Annotated in this window: 17 protein-coding genes; 2 read left to right on the top strand and 15 right to left on the bottom strand. The window is 39.8% G+C overall.

Annotation, left to right across the window (positions count from 1 at the left end):
* On the top strand, positions 1-658 hold a 658-nt coding region (locus GCCT14_RS01840; RefSeq protein WP_108623985.1), incomplete at its 5' end, for an aminoacyl--tRNA ligase-related protein.
* Positions 659-667: 9 nt separating this feature from the next.
* Positions 668-2,692, top strand: a complete 2,025-nt coding sequence (locus GCCT14_RS01835; protein ID WP_108623984.1) for an ATP-dependent helicase — start codon at positions 668-670, stop codon at positions 2,690-2,692.
* Here GCCT14_RS01835 and GCCT14_RS01830 read toward each other — a convergent pair.
* The 15 genes from GCCT14_RS01830 to GCCT14_RS01760 all read right to left on the bottom strand — a co-directional run bounded on the left by GCCT14_RS01830 (position 2,689) and on the right by GCCT14_RS01760 (position 14,871).
* Positions 2,689-2,952 carry a 2Fe-2S iron-sulfur cluster-binding protein gene (locus GCCT14_RS01830; protein WP_157952473.1) on the bottom strand — a complete coding sequence of 88 codons (264 nt, stop codon included), beginning with the start codon at positions 2,950-2,952 and terminating at the stop codon, positions 2,689-2,691. The genes GCCT14_RS01835 and GCCT14_RS01830 overlap by 4 nt on opposite strands.
* A gap of 51 nt (positions 2,953-3,003) precedes the next feature.
* The gene (gene dnaN, locus GCCT14_RS01825) at positions 3,004-4,104 is read right to left on the bottom strand and encodes a DNA polymerase III subunit beta (RefSeq protein ID WP_108623982.1); all 1,101 of its coding nucleotides are present in this window, start codon (positions 4,102-4,104) and stop codon (positions 3,004-3,006) included.
* 28 nt (positions 4,105-4,132) lie between these two features.
* A complete protein-coding gene (smpB, locus tag GCCT14_RS01820) occupies positions 4,133-4,582 on the bottom strand; it encodes an SsrA-binding protein SmpB (RefSeq protein ID WP_108623981.1) in 450 nt (149 codons plus the stop codon).
* A 2-nt stretch (positions 4,583-4,584) separates the two neighbouring features.
* Positions 4,585-5,181: an adenylate kinase family protein gene (locus GCCT14_RS01815; protein ID WP_108623980.1), complete on the bottom strand. Its 597-nt coding sequence runs from the start codon at positions 5,179-5,181 to the stop codon at positions 4,585-4,587.
* Positions 5,182-5,196: 15 nt separating this feature from the next.
* A complete protein-coding gene (locus GCCT14_RS01810) occupies positions 5,197-6,198 on the bottom strand; it encodes an FAD:protein FMN transferase (protein ID WP_157952472.1) in 1,002 nt (333 codons plus the stop codon).
* A gap of 58 nt (positions 6,199-6,256) precedes the next feature.
* Positions 6,257-6,880: an ATP-binding cassette domain-containing protein gene (locus tag GCCT14_RS01805; RefSeq protein ID WP_108623978.1), complete on the bottom strand. Its 624-nt coding sequence runs from the start codon at positions 6,878-6,880 to the stop codon at positions 6,257-6,259.
* Entirely contained in the window at positions 6,877-7,977 is a 1,101-nt protein-coding gene (locus GCCT14_RS01800; RefSeq protein WP_108623977.1) for a hypothetical protein, read from the bottom strand. Before GCCT14_RS01800 ends, GCCT14_RS01805 begins: the two co-directional genes overlap by 4 nt.
* A gap of 4 nt (positions 7,978-7,981) precedes the next feature.
* Complete coding sequence (gene rpmG, locus GCCT14_RS05605) at positions 7,982-8,125, bottom strand: 50S ribosomal protein L33 (RefSeq protein WP_108623976.1); 144 nt, start codon at positions 8,123-8,125, stop codon at positions 7,982-7,984.
* Positions 8,126-8,191: 66 nt separating this feature from the next.
* A complete protein-coding gene (gene tsaD, locus GCCT14_RS01790) occupies positions 8,192-9,196 on the bottom strand; it encodes a tRNA (adenosine(37)-N6)-threonylcarbamoyltransferase complex transferase subunit TsaD (protein WP_108623975.1) in 1,005 nt (334 codons plus the stop codon).
* A complete protein-coding gene (pgl, locus tag GCCT14_RS01785) occupies positions 9,180-9,923 on the bottom strand; it encodes a 6-phosphogluconolactonase (RefSeq protein ID WP_108623974.1) in 744 nt (247 codons plus the stop codon). The genes tsaD and pgl overlap by 17 nt, the downstream gene beginning before the upstream one ends.
* Before the next feature lie 4 nt (positions 9,924-9,927).
* Positions 9,928-11,268, bottom strand: coding sequence for a glucose-6-phosphate dehydrogenase (NADP(+)) (locus tag GCCT14_RS01780; RefSeq protein ID WP_108623973.1), 1,341 nt, complete (start codon positions 11,266-11,268; stop codon positions 9,928-9,930).
* Positions 11,269-11,271: 3 nt separating this feature from the next.
* Positions 11,272-11,763 (bottom strand): Holliday junction resolvase RuvX, encoded by a 492-nt coding sequence (gene ruvX / locus GCCT14_RS01775; RefSeq protein ID WP_157952471.1) that lies wholly within the window; start codon positions 11,761-11,763, stop codon positions 11,272-11,274.
* Positions 11,760-11,960 carry a hypothetical protein gene (locus tag GCCT14_RS01770; protein ID WP_108623971.1) on the bottom strand — a complete coding sequence of 67 codons (201 nt, stop codon included), beginning with the start codon at positions 11,958-11,960 and terminating at the stop codon, positions 11,760-11,762. Before GCCT14_RS01770 ends, ruvX begins: the two co-directional genes overlap by 4 nt.
* A gap of 96 nt (positions 11,961-12,056) precedes the next feature.
* Positions 12,057-12,917: a P-loop NTPase family protein gene (locus GCCT14_RS01765; protein WP_108623970.1), complete on the bottom strand. Its 861-nt coding sequence runs from the start codon at positions 12,915-12,917 to the stop codon at positions 12,057-12,059.
* Between the two features lie 25 nt (positions 12,918-12,942).
* Complete coding sequence (locus tag GCCT14_RS01760; protein ID WP_108623969.1) at positions 12,943-14,871, bottom strand: DUF3604 domain-containing protein; 1,929 nt, start codon at positions 14,869-14,871, stop codon at positions 12,943-12,945.
* Positions 14,872-15,059: the final 188 nt, after the last annotated feature.

The following is a 15,059-nucleotide window of genomic DNA, read 5'->3' as shown; positions in this document are numbered from 1 at the left end:
ATTGGGATTCAATCCGAAAGGGGAATCTTCACAGATATATAGAATTGAAGGTGGAGATCTTTGTCTAATTGGAACTTCAGAGATGACAGTTGCTGGATTCTTGAGTGAATCTGTTTTTGAGAGAGACAGTCTACCAAAACGTTTCCTTTCTCTTTCTCACTGCTTTCGTACGGAGGCAGGTTCATATGGGCGTGTATCTAGAGGTCTTTATAGATTAAAACAGTTCACAAAGCTTGAGATGTTTGCAGTTACTACTCCAGAAGAGAGCTCGTCCATGCTAGAGGAGCTTGTTTCTTATCAGGAAGATATTTTGCAAGCTTTAGGGCTCCCATATAGAGTTTGTGATATTGCAGTAGGTGACTTAGGGGCACCAGCTTATAGAAAAATTGACTTGGAAGCTTGGATGCCATTTCGAGGAGAAAAAGGAAGTTACGGAGAAATTTCAAGTGCATCAAACTGTACTGACTTTCAATCAAGACGATTGAATATACGTATCAAGGGCACGAAAGAATATGCTCATACTCTTAACGGAACAGCTTTGGCAGTTCCTCGCATTCTTCTTGCTTTACTGGAAAATGGGCAGCAAGAAGATGGCTCAATTCGTCTTCCAGAAGTTCTTATACCTTGGCTCGGGTTTTCTGAAATTCGACCCAATTAGGAGCTTGAGTTGATTTCTGAGTTGAACAATGAGCAGGCTCAGGCTGTATCTGCTTTGGATCGCAAGTTGCTAGTTCTTGCGGGCGCAGGCTCAGGGAAAACTAGAGTCCTCATGGCTCGCATAGCGAGCCTTATTTCATCTGGTGTTGACCCTTCGCGCATTTTGGCTGTTACATTTACTAGTAAAACAGCTGACCAAATGAGACAGCGTTTGAACGTAATGATAGGTTCTTCACAGAGGCAATCTGGCGTCTTCATTTCTACCTATCATAGTTATTGCCTTTCTGTTTTGAGACAAGACATTCACCATTTAGGTTATACAAATGATTTCTCAGTTTCTACTGAGTACAATACCTTTCAACTGCTTAGAAGGCTTTCCATAGAGCTAGGTGAAGATGAAGGCCTAACACAAGAGGCTTCATCTTCATTTGCGTATGAGGTGATTCAAGCTCGTGAGCTCGGTCATATAGATGTAGAGAAATGGCAACTTGTTGGTGTGTCTGAGCAAGCTCAGACTCTCTTCTCTAGAATGCATATTTCGATGCGTGTTTATAATGTGACAGATTTCAACGGGCTCATTGAGTTAACGCTTCTTCTTTGGAGGGATCATGCGAACTGCCTTCAGCGTGAGCAGCGACGGTTCGACCATATCTTGATTGATGAGTTTCAGGATACAAACTATTTACAAAACAAGTTAGTACTGTCCTTGGGAGATCGTGATGCACACATCTGTATAGTTGGTGATGATGATCAAGCAATCTATGAGTGGAGGGGGGCTTCAGTAAAAAATATTCTTAACTTCCCTGCCGATCGAATCATAAAGTTAGAACAAAACTATAGGTCCAAAGAACCGATCTTAAAGGCCGCTAATTCAGTTATTGCATGCAATGATCAGAGACACGGCAAGCAATTGCATTCGATGCAAGGACCAGGTCAACCATTGGAAGTTTTTCATGCTCCATCTGGAGAAGAGGAAGCTGACTCTGTTGTCCGTCGTATTGTTGCTATGCGTGAGGCGTGGTCTTTGCATTGGAGAGACTTTGCGATTCTTTTTCGTTCGAACGCCTTGGCCAAAAGCTTTGAAAATTCCCTGTCAAGGGCAGTATGGGAAACGTACGATACTGTTCTTGGAACACAATGTAGGAGAGGTATTCCTTTTCAAGTCTTCGGTGGTGATCAATCTTATGAAGCAACAGAAGAGTATGATCTTTGTGCTTACTTATCTCTTTTTCTAAATCGAAAAGATCAATGTTCTTTACTGCGTGTTATTAACAAACCATCGAGAGGAATTTCAGAAGATACTTTGGACTCATTTACTTCAATTCAGAGAAAAGAAGGTCTGGACGATTTAAACGATCTATTTCGTGAAGGGCATTCTTCAGGTGTCTGGGAATCTCTTTCAGAAGATGAGAAATCGAGCATTTTGAGTTTTACACATTTGATTGATGAGGGAAGTGAAAAAATCATCCATGAGCCTCTTAACACCGTTCTCAATTGGCTAGTAAATAAAATTAATTATATAAAATACGTAAAGGAATCCATTAAAAGTGAAGCTGCCTGTTTAAGAAAAGAGGAGCTTATTAAAAATTTCATCCAGACATCTGTCAAATTCAGTGCTCGACATGAACAAGAAGGCAAAAGTCGCATCCAAACGTGTTTAGATTTTATTACTAAAATTGTTCTAGATGACTCCAATAAACACCTCACTCGCTCTAGAGGAGATGTGGTAACCCTTTCAACATTTCATGCAAGTAAAGGTTTGGAGTTTCCAGTGTGCTTTCTAGTCGGACTGGAAGACAAAATAGTGCCACACGTCAAGGGTGTGAATGAGGGGCGTTTGGAAGAAGAACGACGTCTTTTTTATGTTGCATTGACTCGTGCTATGAATTACGTCTGTCTCAGCATGGCAAATAGCCGAAAAAGAGGATCTACCAAAATGGCTTGTGAGCCATCTCCTTTTTTGTATGAAATTTCTAAGGAGCTAATGCGACCAACGTATTGGGATGCTCCGCTACATTACTCAGGTGTCCTCTAAAGGATAGTTACCTCTCCATGGAGAAGGGTTATCTGACACGCAAGACGTTCTCCTCCTACTTCGTCACAAAAAAAGTCTAATTCTGCTTCAGTAGGTGGATTAAGGTTTTCTTGACCAGAAATGATCTGAACGATGCAAGTTCCACATCCACCAGATCGACAACCAAACAGCACGCCATGTTGAGAACATACCTTTTGTAGGTTTGTATTGTCTTCCACTTCAACTTCGACATTAGATGTTTTAAAGACGACCTTTCCCATGTTTCCTCCGAACATCGATTCAATAATATGTACCAATAGTCAATTGAAAAATCATCTACCATGATGTCTCATAGGCATGAAAACATAAATAACATTCGATGAATCTTTAATTACACCCGGTGTATACGGATCATTCAAAGAAAGCCAAATGTGTTCATCATGACAATGACGAAGTGCATCTATTACGTAAGATGGATTAAATGAGATTTCGAAAAGCGGTCCATCGTAATGCACAGGCATTGAAATCTGTCCCTCTCCAATCTCTGAATGAGCAGCAAAAAGAGTCAATTGACCAGAAGAGAAAGAAAAGAGCACAGATAGATGAGTTTCCGAGATAAATAGTGAAATTTGACGAAGAATAGAAATAAATTCCTCTTTTTCCAAAAGGACTCTAATTGATTCTTGAGACGGAATCACACTAGCAAAATGAGGATATTCACCACTTAAAAGCCTAGAAACTATCCGTGCAGAGTCCGTTTCAACGGCAATTTTATCCTGCATTAATTGAATGCGAGCCAATTCGTCATTGTCTTTCAAAAGGCGATTGATTTCTTCTACACACTTGATAGGGAGAATCCATTTCCTTTCCTCATTAGGAAGAGTTGGATGAGTAGTCTCTATTTTGGCTAAACGCTTCCCATCAGTCCCAACAACAATCAAAGATTGCTCGTGTATCTGAAGCAATAAACCGGTGAGAACAGGCCTGGAAACATCTTTAGCAACAGCAAAAGAGGTTCTAAAAAAAAGTTCTCGTAGTAACCCTTGCGGCAACTCAAAATCGACAGAATCTTCAAATATGGGAAGAGGGGGGTACTCCTCTTTAGGCATTCCGTGAAGCTTGAAATTAGCCCTGTCAGTAGAAATTTCTGTAATGTTGGATTTATTAGTAATTAACTCAAGATGAGGAGATGAAATCTCACGAATTAACTGGAAAAATTTTTTCGCAGGAAGCGTCGTCCCTCCCTGCTCTGAAATCTGAGCAGGAAGAACTCGTCTCAATCCCACCGTCAAATCTGTAGCAGTGAGAACTAATTGATCCTTTGCTTCAATTAAAAAATTATGCAAAAGAGGTAATGTCGGCTTAAGGGAAATAATGTTCTGAATCGAAGAAATGGCTTTCAAGAGATCTTCTTTGGCAACAATAAGTTTCATCTAAATTCTCCTGCTATCTCGTACAATATCAACGGTTACGCTGGTGTACGATCCTTTGCATTGCGCGCTCATCTTCACGCTTTCGAATAGTTTCACGTTTATCTAGATTGCTCTTTCCTTTTCCAAGAGCAAGACGAACTTTTGCGAAACCTTTAACGAGGTAGATTTCCAACGGAACAAGCGTTAATCCTTTTCTTTCAAGAGAAAGCTTGCATTGACGAATCTCTTTTTTTTTTAACAAAAGCTTCCTATCTCTCTTAGGATTGTGATTGTAAATGTTACCCATTGTATAAGGTGCAATTGATGCTTGACAAAGCCAAACTTCACTATTTCGAACAACCGCATACGAGTCCTGTAAATTGCCACCTCCATTACGTAAAGACTTAATTTCCGTTCCTGTTAGGACAATACCAGCATCCATGGACTCTTCAATCATGTAATTAAAAAAAGCTTTTTGGTTTTTTACTAATGATTTCATCTTTACGAGCCCAAAAACGGAGCTAAAACAGATAGGCTATCCGAAACGACATGAAGAATCGAACGTGTGGCATCTATTTTGAAAATTCGAGACGAGTCAAGTTTACTTGCAATTGCATCGACATTGTTTTCGTAAATAGCGATCCTTTTCCTAATAATCTCGGGATCAATATCATCAGCCCTGCCATGAAGCTTTGCTCTTTTAGTAATCCTTTCAAAGAGTACTTCTTTAGAAGAAGTGTAAAGTTGTAGAGTCACTGAAACTTCTATGAGAGATGATATGAGATCAACCTGTTCAGATGTCCTAGGAATTCCGTCCAAGATAACCCAACCACCATGCTCCAACTGAAAAGTAAATAATAGCCCCTGGATATAGTCGCGGATAGTAGCAAAAATCATTTCGTCTGAAATAAAGGAACCGAAATCAGATAGACGTACACGTGCTTGTCCGAGTGGAGAAGAGGCGGGAGCCGCACGAACCAGATCACCAGTAGAAATATGAGGGATGCTCATAACTCTACTTAAAGCAAGCCCCAAAGTTCCCTTGCCAGACCCAGGCGGTCCTAAAAGCAAAATTGATCGAATGTCGCACTTAGGCACAGAAAAAGCTCCAAATTAGTGGTCCAGTTTACCAGCATTCAGAAAATTGCTGTTTGTTTGATCTAGACATTTAGTAAGTGAGAGAGACTCTCCTTTGCGTGACAGAGCAAAAAACCTACGAATAGAACCGTTCTGCTGAACCCAACTTTTCAACTCGTCTAGAGAAGAGAATAGCATGCAAGTCGTGGCATATGCATCGGCCAAAGCACAGGAGGTGGCTTCAATAGAACAAAAAAGAAGAAGACAGTCATCTTCAGATCGAGGCTCGAGGCTAATTGGGTCTAAAAAATGATAGTATGTCATTTCAGATTCTCCCTTATCTATCAACCAACGTCGTTGGGATATACCACTGCTTGCAATTCCCCCTTCACAAAGTTGAACGATTCCAAAATCTATCTTGTTGCCTGCATGACCTTGATCCCTCAAAGCAACTTTCCAGTTTCTATTTTCTGGATGATTGCCAAACGCGTAAACCTCACCACCCCACTCAATAAGTGCATGTTTCACGCCTAATCCCTTCAATCTATGCGCAATAACATCAACACAAAAGCCCTTTGCGACACCACATACATCAACCTGAGTTTGTGGACTTTTCTTGATTAATTCACTACCTCGCAATTCAAATTGAGACTTCCATCCTGTATGTCTACGAAGAGGTTCAATCTCTTCTTCTGAAAGGTATTTACCACACATCAATGCAGAATACCACTTTGACCAGGCGACTCCAATTGTAGGGTCAAATTTACCATCAGTTTCTTCGACACATCGATCAATTATCACAAATAATTCAGTGAGCATAGGTGAAAGAGTAACAGACCCAATACCCTTCTGATTGAAACGTGACAACTCAGAACAGGGGTTCCAAGGGTTACAACAATCATGGATCTCCTGAAATGTATCCTGAATTGCTTTTTCAATTTGTCGACTCTGCTTAAAAAACAACCGCTGCCCAACCGTGACTTGATATCCCATGGTCATGGCTACTCCTTCAAATACATAAAGAGTAGGGGAGGCCAACAGAAATATCCACCAGAGCAAAAAGAAGGCCAATGGAATAGTTAAACAATGGTAAATTTTATATAGGCAAAAGGTGCCCTTGCTCCATCTGATATGTCCTATGGCAACGCCAAATATTTTTTGGATCATGCGAAACAAAAATAACACTCGAACATTCCTCAAACAAAGAGCACACTTTGGCTTGGTTTGAGGGATCTAACCCTGCTGCCCATTCGTCTGCAACCAAAATTATCGGACGTGTTGCTAAAGCACGAATAATTGACAAACGCCTCTTTTCACCACCAGAAAGCTCGTACGGCCTAGCATCAGGCGAAATTTCTAGAAATGCAAGCATTTCCCTAACAAACCCCTCATATTTTGCACTTTCTGATCTCTTCTTCAATTCAAGAGAGAGAAGAGCATTATAAAGAGCCGAATCGAACCCTAAGAAAATGTCTTCTTGAGGAATATATCCAATAATAGATCTGTCTCTAAGCTTGACAATCTCACTTCCTCGACAGATAACTTGCCCTGAAGAAGGTTTGATTAACCCACAAAGCAAGCTAAGAAAGCAGCTCTTTCCTGCACCAGATGATCCTATGATAGAAACACGTTCACCAGACGAACAAGAAAAGAAAACATCCTTTAAAATTTTTTTACCTTGATATGAATAAGAAAGGTTATAAGCTTCTAAGAATATCATCTTCCATCCCTTAAAATTCTTTCTGGTCCCTTTCTAGAAAAGAAAATAACTAACATGGAAACAACAAGACTAACAATGGATACAAAAAAAATCATTTGGTACACGGATGGAATTTCTAGTTGAATGTCATTCAAAAAACCCAATGAGTTCACTTCTTTTAGCAATGCCAATTGTGAAACACATTTTTTTGCGAAAAAAGATCGTTTCAACCACCACTCAATAGAAAGAAAACCCAGCACAATAGCCAACGGAAATGAAATAAAAAAACATTCGCCTATCCAAAAAAGAAAACTGAATAGAAGACTACAACAATCTCCCCCCATCATTTGAATAAGAGCAATTTCACTGCAAGATTGAGAAAGTAGTAGGACAGCTGCAAAACATGTATTAGCAACTCCTACATAAAGGAGTGCCATTTTTAAGCACGAAATCAAGAAATGATCATGAAGAATCTCTTGAAGCCAACCTCCATAGATCGGGTGATCTTCGAGGGTTGAAAAATACCAATTATTAGGAATGTTTTTTTTCAAAATGGAAGCAATAAAGCGAATCTGTTGTGGAGGAACAAAAAAAGCCCAACAGGTAGGCTTTGATTCCCACTTTGTAAGGACCATATCATTTGTTAACCCAGGAATATCATAAAATACACCCGTTATTTTTCTCTCTACAACACTCTCATCTTTCAATGAAGATAGAACAACCAGGTCCCCAACTTTTAGTCCACTCCAACTTCTTGGGACGAGCAATTCACCATCTTTCAATTGATCCAAATTAGGACTAACATTAATTGCAATGGCCTCTCTAGAAAGTTTACCAACATCACAAACAACAGGCTCTCTAGAAATAGGAACTGGTGGAAAAGGTATGTCACTAAAAATAGAGATTGGCAAGACGTCACAATTTTGTTGCACATGATGACCGAAGCAGATCGGCGGAACCGCTAAACTTATCGAACAGAACCACCTTCTTTCTAATGCACCAGCGATAGAACCCACAAAAATGTTCAAGAAAAAAGAGGCTGTCAAACTCAATACAACAAGAAAAGAAGTCCTTCTAAAAAAGAGAGAAAAAGAGAACCTAATCGAAAAAGGAACCATCTATCTATTTTGATTCAACAAAATCAACACGACGCCGAACTTTAGAGTCGAATTTTTTAATTCGGAGCTTCGGTGCCCCTTTTTTCTTTGTAGTCCACCGCATTTCATCACTTGCAGTGCTTTTCAATTTAACAAGCTCTCGAGCCATATAGCCCCCCAATTCACATACGATTATCCCAGAGATGATCAGTTTAGCCCGTATAAGGGCAAAATTTCAACCAGTCAGCCGAAGAATTGGATCCGACCGAGAATCTGGAGAAGAGGGACCATTTCTCTTTAATTGTGAAGCACCCAACCCAGCTATCATGATAGCATTGTCTGTAGAAAGTTCCGGATGTGGGAAATAAATATCTAATTTACACCCAAGCTCACCAAGTAAAAGACGCCTCAAGTATGTATTTGCAGTCACACCACCACCAAGAACTAAAGATCCCATGGAGTAGGTTGCGCAAATTTTAAGAAGAGTAATACGAATAAGATTACACGCTGAACGTTGAAAAGAGGCAGCTAGATCGAATCTGTCTTGATCAGAAAGTGGAGCATTCCTTTCTAGTTCTCTGATTTTGTAGAGAACTGCAGTCTTCAATCCACTGAAAGATACATTGTAAGGGTCAACCTGTCCACCTCTGAAAGGGAAACGATTTTCATCTCCTTTAAGAGCCAATTGTTCGACGAGCGCACCACCTGGGTACGATAACCCAAGCATAATAGCAACCTTATCAAATGCTTCTCCCATTGCATCATCCACTGTTTCTCCGAGATAAGTGTACTCTCCAATTGAGTGAATCAAGCAAAAAAACGTGTGCCCACCAGATAAAACAACTCCAATACCTTTTTCTATATTAGTCTTTCCGCAACTCATCAACGAGGCATAAAGATGCGCCTCCACATGATTTACACAAACAAGAGGCTTTTCAAGAGTCAAGGCTAATGTCTTAGCAAAGCTCATTCCTACAAGAAGAGAGCCAATTAAACCTGGTCCTCTAGCAACTGCTACAGCATCAATGTCATCAAGCTTCAATCCAGCAACTTGGATGCTTTGGTGAAATATAGGCAACAACTGTTCTAGATGCAACCTAGCTGCTACCTCAGGAATAACCCCTTTCTTTTTCTTATGAACTTCAAGCTGAGAATAAATCTGATGGTCAATTACCTTTAGAGGTGGTTCTAATAATGATATGGCCGTTTCATCACACGTTGTTTCAATCCCTACTAACATTCTCTAATTCCAGTTCAGAGGAGGAGTTATTATCCAGGATAAACAGAACATTCTTTTTGCCGATTAAAAGATTGGCAGGCAAAGAATCGTCTCGCTTTTGTAATAGGCTATTCATAATTGATTTTTTAGATAGACCAGTAACAAGAACCCACACTTGAGATGAAGTCAAGATTGATTGAATAGAAAGCGAGATTCTCCACCCCTTTTCCTCAACTTTCAATGCTTCAACAAGTGGCATTTCAGATCCTTCTTCCAACAACTTTTTCTCGGACAAAAATACTGGGTGATTTGGAAAGAAAGATGCGAAATGGCCATCTTCTCCGATTCCAAGAATTGAGAGATCAAAAGGAAGTTTATCCTCAATTGTATTCGAATACGTGTCCGCTAACTCTTCAGGATGTAAAGATGAATTAGAAACCATAGGAAAAAATTGACACCCTTCAAGAGTATTCATCACTGAAAATGCATTACCGAAATTGCTCTCTTCATCTTCGATTGGGACGTATCTTTCATCGTTCCAAAACCACTCTACAGAACTCCAAATTTCTAAATTGGCCGATCGAGAAAATGTACGAAAAAGAGGCAGGGGAGTAGTGCCGCCAGATACAGCAACTCTACATATTCCCTTTTTTTGTATTGTGCTTTCAACGTAATCGTAAAAAGATTGTGCGGTCCAATCAATAGTCTCTTCAAGTGATCCTGGTACAATAAAAGAAGCCCCCTCCATCGTTTTATTGCTCCTGAAGACGATCGTAAATATTTTTATATGTTTTCAAGGCTTCAGCAGGCCCCCAAGAACCAGCTCGATACAACTGGACTTGATGCTGTTCCGTATGAAGAAGGTATCTTTCAAGACTTTTCCAGCCCAAAGCCGCCTCGGCACCAGATAAAAAAGCATGACCTTCTTTGAATAAGCAAGCTTTTAAAATCGCTTCGTATCCAAAAAGGTTCCTTTGCCAATTTTTTTCCAGATCTCTGCACCTAGTCTCAACTTCCTTTGGACAACCTAATACCTTTATGTTTGGCTCGCTTTGAATAATCATTCTCTCTCCAGATCGAAAAAGAACAAATATTTCCGTTTGTTTGTTCTTGAGCCGTTTTCCAGTGAAAAGCTCGAATTCCACACCTTCCCACTCAGGCAACACACTTATGAATCTCATAGCAGCAAATGTTTCGGTCTTAGAATCGTTCGTCACGCCTTCTTCCCGAACATAACTACAAACAGGCACTCCACCTATCTCTCCATCACTGTATTGCCCAACATGAACAGGGAATCTGTTCGAAAAACGCAGCGAGGACAAAAAGTCCCGTTTTCTCTCTTTCACAGATCGCTTTTCAGATATGGAAATACCACCTAGAGCCAAAACCTGAAGCAGGTGGCTTTGGATCATATCCTTTACCTGACCTTGTTGATTGAAGAAATTTGCACGTTGATTGATTCCGATCGATTCCGTAGCTATGACATGAATAGATCTGATCATATCCTTATTCCACAACTGTGCAATATGAGGAAGAGATCGAAATTCCAATAAAGAACCAACTCCCGGCTTACAAAGGTAATGATCAACTAAATGAATACAATCTGACCCAACCAAATCTTCCAATTTTTGTTGAAGATTCATGGAAGATTCAAAATCATGACCAAAAGGTTTTTCCAAAAATAAATATGAACGCCCTGGAATCCAAGAATGGGAGCCAACCAAGCAATTTACAATGTCGAAGAAGAATTTCGTTGAAACTGCCAGAAAAAAAAATAATTCTACTCTCTCTCCCAAATCTTGCAAAATTTGTCTAAGAGGTCTGTATGTTGAAAGATCATCAATCTGAAGTTTGCAATAGCGAAGCTTAGAGGCAAGAGCATTCCAAATTGTTGAGTCAACGTTTGATTCCATTGAAGATCGTGTTAAAAGTTCTCGACCAGTAGCTATGTCTTGCCTTCCAACACATACGCAAAGAAAATCATCAGGAAGAATTCCAAGCTTCTCTAGCTGATAGAGAGACGGAAAAATTTTATCACGAGCCAAACTTCCCGTAGAACCGAATAGGATCAAAACTTTATTGTGTCTTGTCATTCTTTAGGCTCCTTCAGGAAAGTTTTCCTTTTGGTTGCGCACTGTATCTAGATAGCTTTGCAATATAATTGCAGCAGCCAGTGAATCTTGTGCTTCTTTTCTATGTTTCTTCTTGGTTTTACTCTCATTAAGAAGAACATCGGCATGACGTGACGACAACCTTTCATCCCAAGCAACCACTTTAGTTGAAGTCTTGATTAACAGTTCAGATAAGTGTTGATATAGTTCCCTAGCCCAAGCCGTCATACGACTATCTCTGCCTGAAAGAAGAAGGGGGATCCCAACTACTATCACTTCGATAAGTCTTTCTTTTAACGTTTGTAAAATTTGAATTGCAGCACTAGACGGATCCTTTTTCTTAAGAATAATCGTCTGTAAAGGAAGAGAAAAGGAGGCGGAGGGATCTGAGATAGCCAATCCACACCTGGCCATTCCCGGATCTACTGCCACGCTCCTTTTATCAAATTTTTTCGAACAAGAATTTTCCTCGTTCAACTACCATCCTTAGATTCGTCGCTCTTTCCTTGACATTTCTTTTTTGGTCCACAAGGACAACAACTATCCCCGGAGCCATCCTTGTCCTTTCCCCACATGGAACAGCATCCTCCTCGTTTTTTGCATCCCCAACAAAAAAACAAAAGAACAGGACTCAAGACGAGAATAAATAAAGCCGCTTTTACCAAAAATTCCATTGAAATCCTCCTCAGGACCTTCTAAATTCATTCATTCTCTTCATTGACCAGGTTTGTCTAATTTTTCAAGAAATGTATTTGTCAGCATAACGAAATTTAATGCGATCTTGTGAGAGTTTCCATAAACATATCAATAAAATTACTTGGGTGAAAGAGAGAGATATCACTGATTTGCTGTCCTGCACCTAAAAAAGCAACAGGCAAAGGAGATTCTCTGAGTACAGAAAATAGAGCCCCCGAAGGTGTTTCGGTTCGTGTGAAAAAATAACCTTTAAGATCCAGACATTGCGAAAATTTTCTTACTTGTGTAACTGCATAATGACCCAAAGAATTGTCAATGACAAGAAGCGGAATGACCCTTTCTTCAGGCAGAAATTTTTTAGCTACTGAAATAGATTTCTTTAATTCCATCATTAAATTTTGATTATTCGATAGACGACCAGACGTATCTACAACTATCACATCATTATTTTTTCTCAATCCAAGTTCAATTCCACGAAATACAACTGAAGCAGGATCAGATTTTTGATCACCATTTAAACAAGGGACACCTATTGAATTTGCCAAAAACTTCAGCTGTTCACCAGCTGCTGCACGAAATGTATCACTAGAAATAAGAGAAACCTTTTTGCCTTTTTGAAGAAAGTAATTGGCTATTTTGGCACAAGACGTAGTCTTCCCATGTCCATTTTCTCCTAAAAGAAAAATTACCTGAGGAAACTTATGTAAAAATTGAGGCGATTCTATTTGGCAAAGGTTCATCAATTCATTTCTGATAATTTCTTGCCAATTTACGTATTTTCCTTGATCTTGGACAGCTGAAATGACATGAAGCACAATCTTCTCGCTTATGTTTGTGCGCAAGAGCATATCTCTCAAATTTTCCGGAGGAGACTCAGAAATTTTGCTCGAAAAGAAAATCCGTTTCAATCTGGCAATTAGACGTCTGAGAGTCATAGTAAAATCTCCCTTACTCTTTTACCTATTTGGGAAGACTTTTCTTTTTTGATGCTCCCTTCTTCGAATTTACCCCAACTACATCGTCCTGCTTTCCTTCCTGCGCAATAGAAACAAGATCTACCCAAATCGGAGAAGACCACGCTGCATGTTTGTCTTCTTGCACTACTCTCAAATAGTAGTAAGAAAAAGAATGACCTTGACGCTTTAGACAAATTGACTCCAAATTCTCTTGGTCATCAATTGAAAAATCTAAATCCATCTGCCCAGGAGAAAGTGTGAACTCATGAAAAAGTTTTCCATTTCTAATAATTTGAACTGATTTGAGTGGTGCTAGACCGGATACAAACCCAGTTATATGCCGGTTCAATGCTAAACCAGGCTTCTCGATTGTAGATAACTCTTGTCCCATCCCAACTTTTGCAAGAAAAAATCCAAGCAAAATGCGCACACCTGTTGTGGCAAAACAACTTCTTCTTAACAAAGCATCGAAAATAGATTTCCTATTGAATTCGGAGCTCAATACGACAGTGAATCCAGGAGAGTATGGAGGTTGATCTGCGTCACTTGCCTTTCTGTCTGTACCTCCAGCACAAAACCCGAATCTCAAATTTTGATTCAACGCTTCCCTAATCGACCCACAAGACATATCCTGCTTAGATGTCTTGCAATTAATCGGAAATAAATTGTCTTCACTACATTCTGAGCTTCCTTGACTACAGTAAATCTCGGCCAAGCACTCGAAATCACTTGCAGTTTCTTTAAAGTCATAACAAGTTTTCTCTCCCATAGTTAGAAAAGGCACAGAAATCGCCTCTCCATGAACTGTCGACTTATAAAGTTTCTTAAGGTCGGAATAGTTTTTTAAATCGCAATCTTTTTGTTGTAAAATCACCTCACTCATAGAAATAAAATTACGACAGCCTACATCTTTGGGTTTCCCACTGTTTCTGGCGCAAAAGAAAGTAACAAAACGATCTTCCTCATTAAAATCCTCAATTGCTTGGATGAGCGCTTTATTACAACTCGCATTGGTAGCTTCATTTAGAGATGTCGAAGAAGATATTGCTACAAAATTTAATCCAACTTCATCCCTGAACTGTCTCAGGTGCATCTCTGGAGCATCTATTGTGCGTGTTTGAGGAGGTTCACCTCGAAGCTGCCCCCAAAAAAGAGGGTATTCTTCATGAAAACATCGTATCGGAGGGCTCACAAATGAGCTACCATTCAACTCATTTTTCAATCGTATACGATAGACCCCTACTTCGTTTAGATAGAGATTCGGTAGTGTAACGAACCCAGTTTCATGAACAAAAAGACGCCATTGTAAGTTGTCTCTTAGGTTTTCATATGAAAGTGAAATCAACGTCTCTGGCGGTGCGTTGCTTGTAGGATTTCCAAACTGATCTTCGAAACGGACTATAATATCAAATCTTTTTCCTTTGCCTACACACGATGGTGCCAATACTCTTATCGTTTCTAGAGTATTTCCCAATACGTCTATTGCAATTTTTTCTTGTTCTTTCAATCCACTTTGCGCATGTTCTATGGATAGTAAAAACATCCTCCTTCTTTGGGTGAACGTCTGCGCTCTATTTGTTCCTGATCTTGAATTCAAATTATCAGGAGATCCCCCCATCACGATTTGAAATTGCTGACCTGTAGATAGATTTTTAGGGAGAATAAACTCGAATACACCACATGAGCCTTTCCCTTGAGCGGCTAACTTGGCCTTTACGACTGTTGTGCCATTCAACAACCCAAAGATAGAATTTTCTTTTGTAGAATTTGTTTGTGGGATCTGCCACTCATAAGGTTGACCAGTTGATCCCAAGTCGAATCGAATCAAAGTACCTTTTTGCAATGAAAACGAGGCACACACGGAAAATTTCCAGCATCCCATTTCACCTGCTAGACATGATCCAAAATCCTCCGACATGATTGACCGTCGCATTATTATTGATCTCCCTCAAACGACAACGAACAGATCGTAGGAATTTACCATACTTTGCCATTCCAAAAGGATGATCTTTCAACCAATCCAATTCTAGGACAAACATTTACAGTTTGAGGGCTGATTTTATTTCCTGTTTTCTAAAATCATTCTTCTATGTAACATCGGCCGGTAGTTTTGCTGCGGGG

This window comes from Candidatus Similichlamydia epinepheli (genome assembly GCF_003056015.1).
The sequence above is the reverse complement of the archived record's forward strand: the minus strand, read 5'-3'. Positions and strand labels throughout refer to the sequence as shown.

What these genes read in the sequence shown, in the direction of transcription:
- GCCT14_RS01830 (WP_157952473.1), bottom strand. Translation starts at nt 2,952, where the DNA reads ATGGGAAAGGTCGTCTTTAAAACATCTAATGTCGAAGTTGAAGTGGAA.
- dnaN (WP_108623982.1), bottom strand. Translation starts at nt 4,104, where the DNA reads ATGAAACTTATTGTTGCCAAAGAAGATCTCTTGAAAGCCATTTCTTCG.
- smpB (WP_108623981.1), bottom strand. Translation starts at nt 4,582, where the DNA reads ATGAAATCATTAGTAAAAAACCAAAAAGCTTTTTTTAATTACATGATT.
- GCCT14_RS01805 (WP_108623978.1), bottom strand. Translation starts at nt 6,880, where the DNA reads ATGATATTCTTAGAAGCTTATAACCTTTCTTATTCATATCAAGGTAAA.
- GCCT14_RS01800 (WP_108623977.1), bottom strand. Translation starts at nt 7,977, where the DNA reads ATGGTTCCTTTTTCGATTAGGTTCTCTTTTTCTCTCTTTTTTAGAAGG.
- rpmG (WP_108623976.1), bottom strand. Translation starts at nt 8,125, where the DNA reads ATGGCTCGAGAGCTTGTTAAATTGAAAAGCACTGCAAGTGATGAAATG.
- tsaD (WP_108623975.1), bottom strand. Translation starts at nt 9,196, where the DNA reads ATGTTAGTAGGGATTGAAACAACGTGTGATGAAACGGCCATATCATTA.
- pgl (WP_108623974.1), bottom strand. Translation starts at nt 9,923, where the DNA reads ATGGAGGGGGCTTCTTTTATTGTACCAGGATCACTTGAAGAGACTATT.
- GCCT14_RS01780 (WP_108623973.1), bottom strand. Translation starts at nt 11,268, where the DNA reads ATGACAAGACACAATAAAGTTTTGATCCTATTCGGTTCTACGGGAAGT.
- GCCT14_RS01770 (WP_108623971.1), bottom strand. Translation starts at nt 11,960, where the DNA reads ATGGAATTTTTGGTAAAAGCGGCTTTATTTATTCTCGTCTTGAGTCCT.
- GCCT14_RS01765 (WP_108623970.1), bottom strand. Translation starts at nt 12,917, where the DNA reads ATGACTCTCAGACGTCTAATTGCCAGATTGAAACGGATTTTCTTTTCG.
- GCCT14_RS01760 (WP_108623969.1), bottom strand. Translation starts at nt 14,871, where the DNA reads ATGCGACGGTCAATCATGTCGGAGGATTTTGGATCATGTCTAGCAGGT.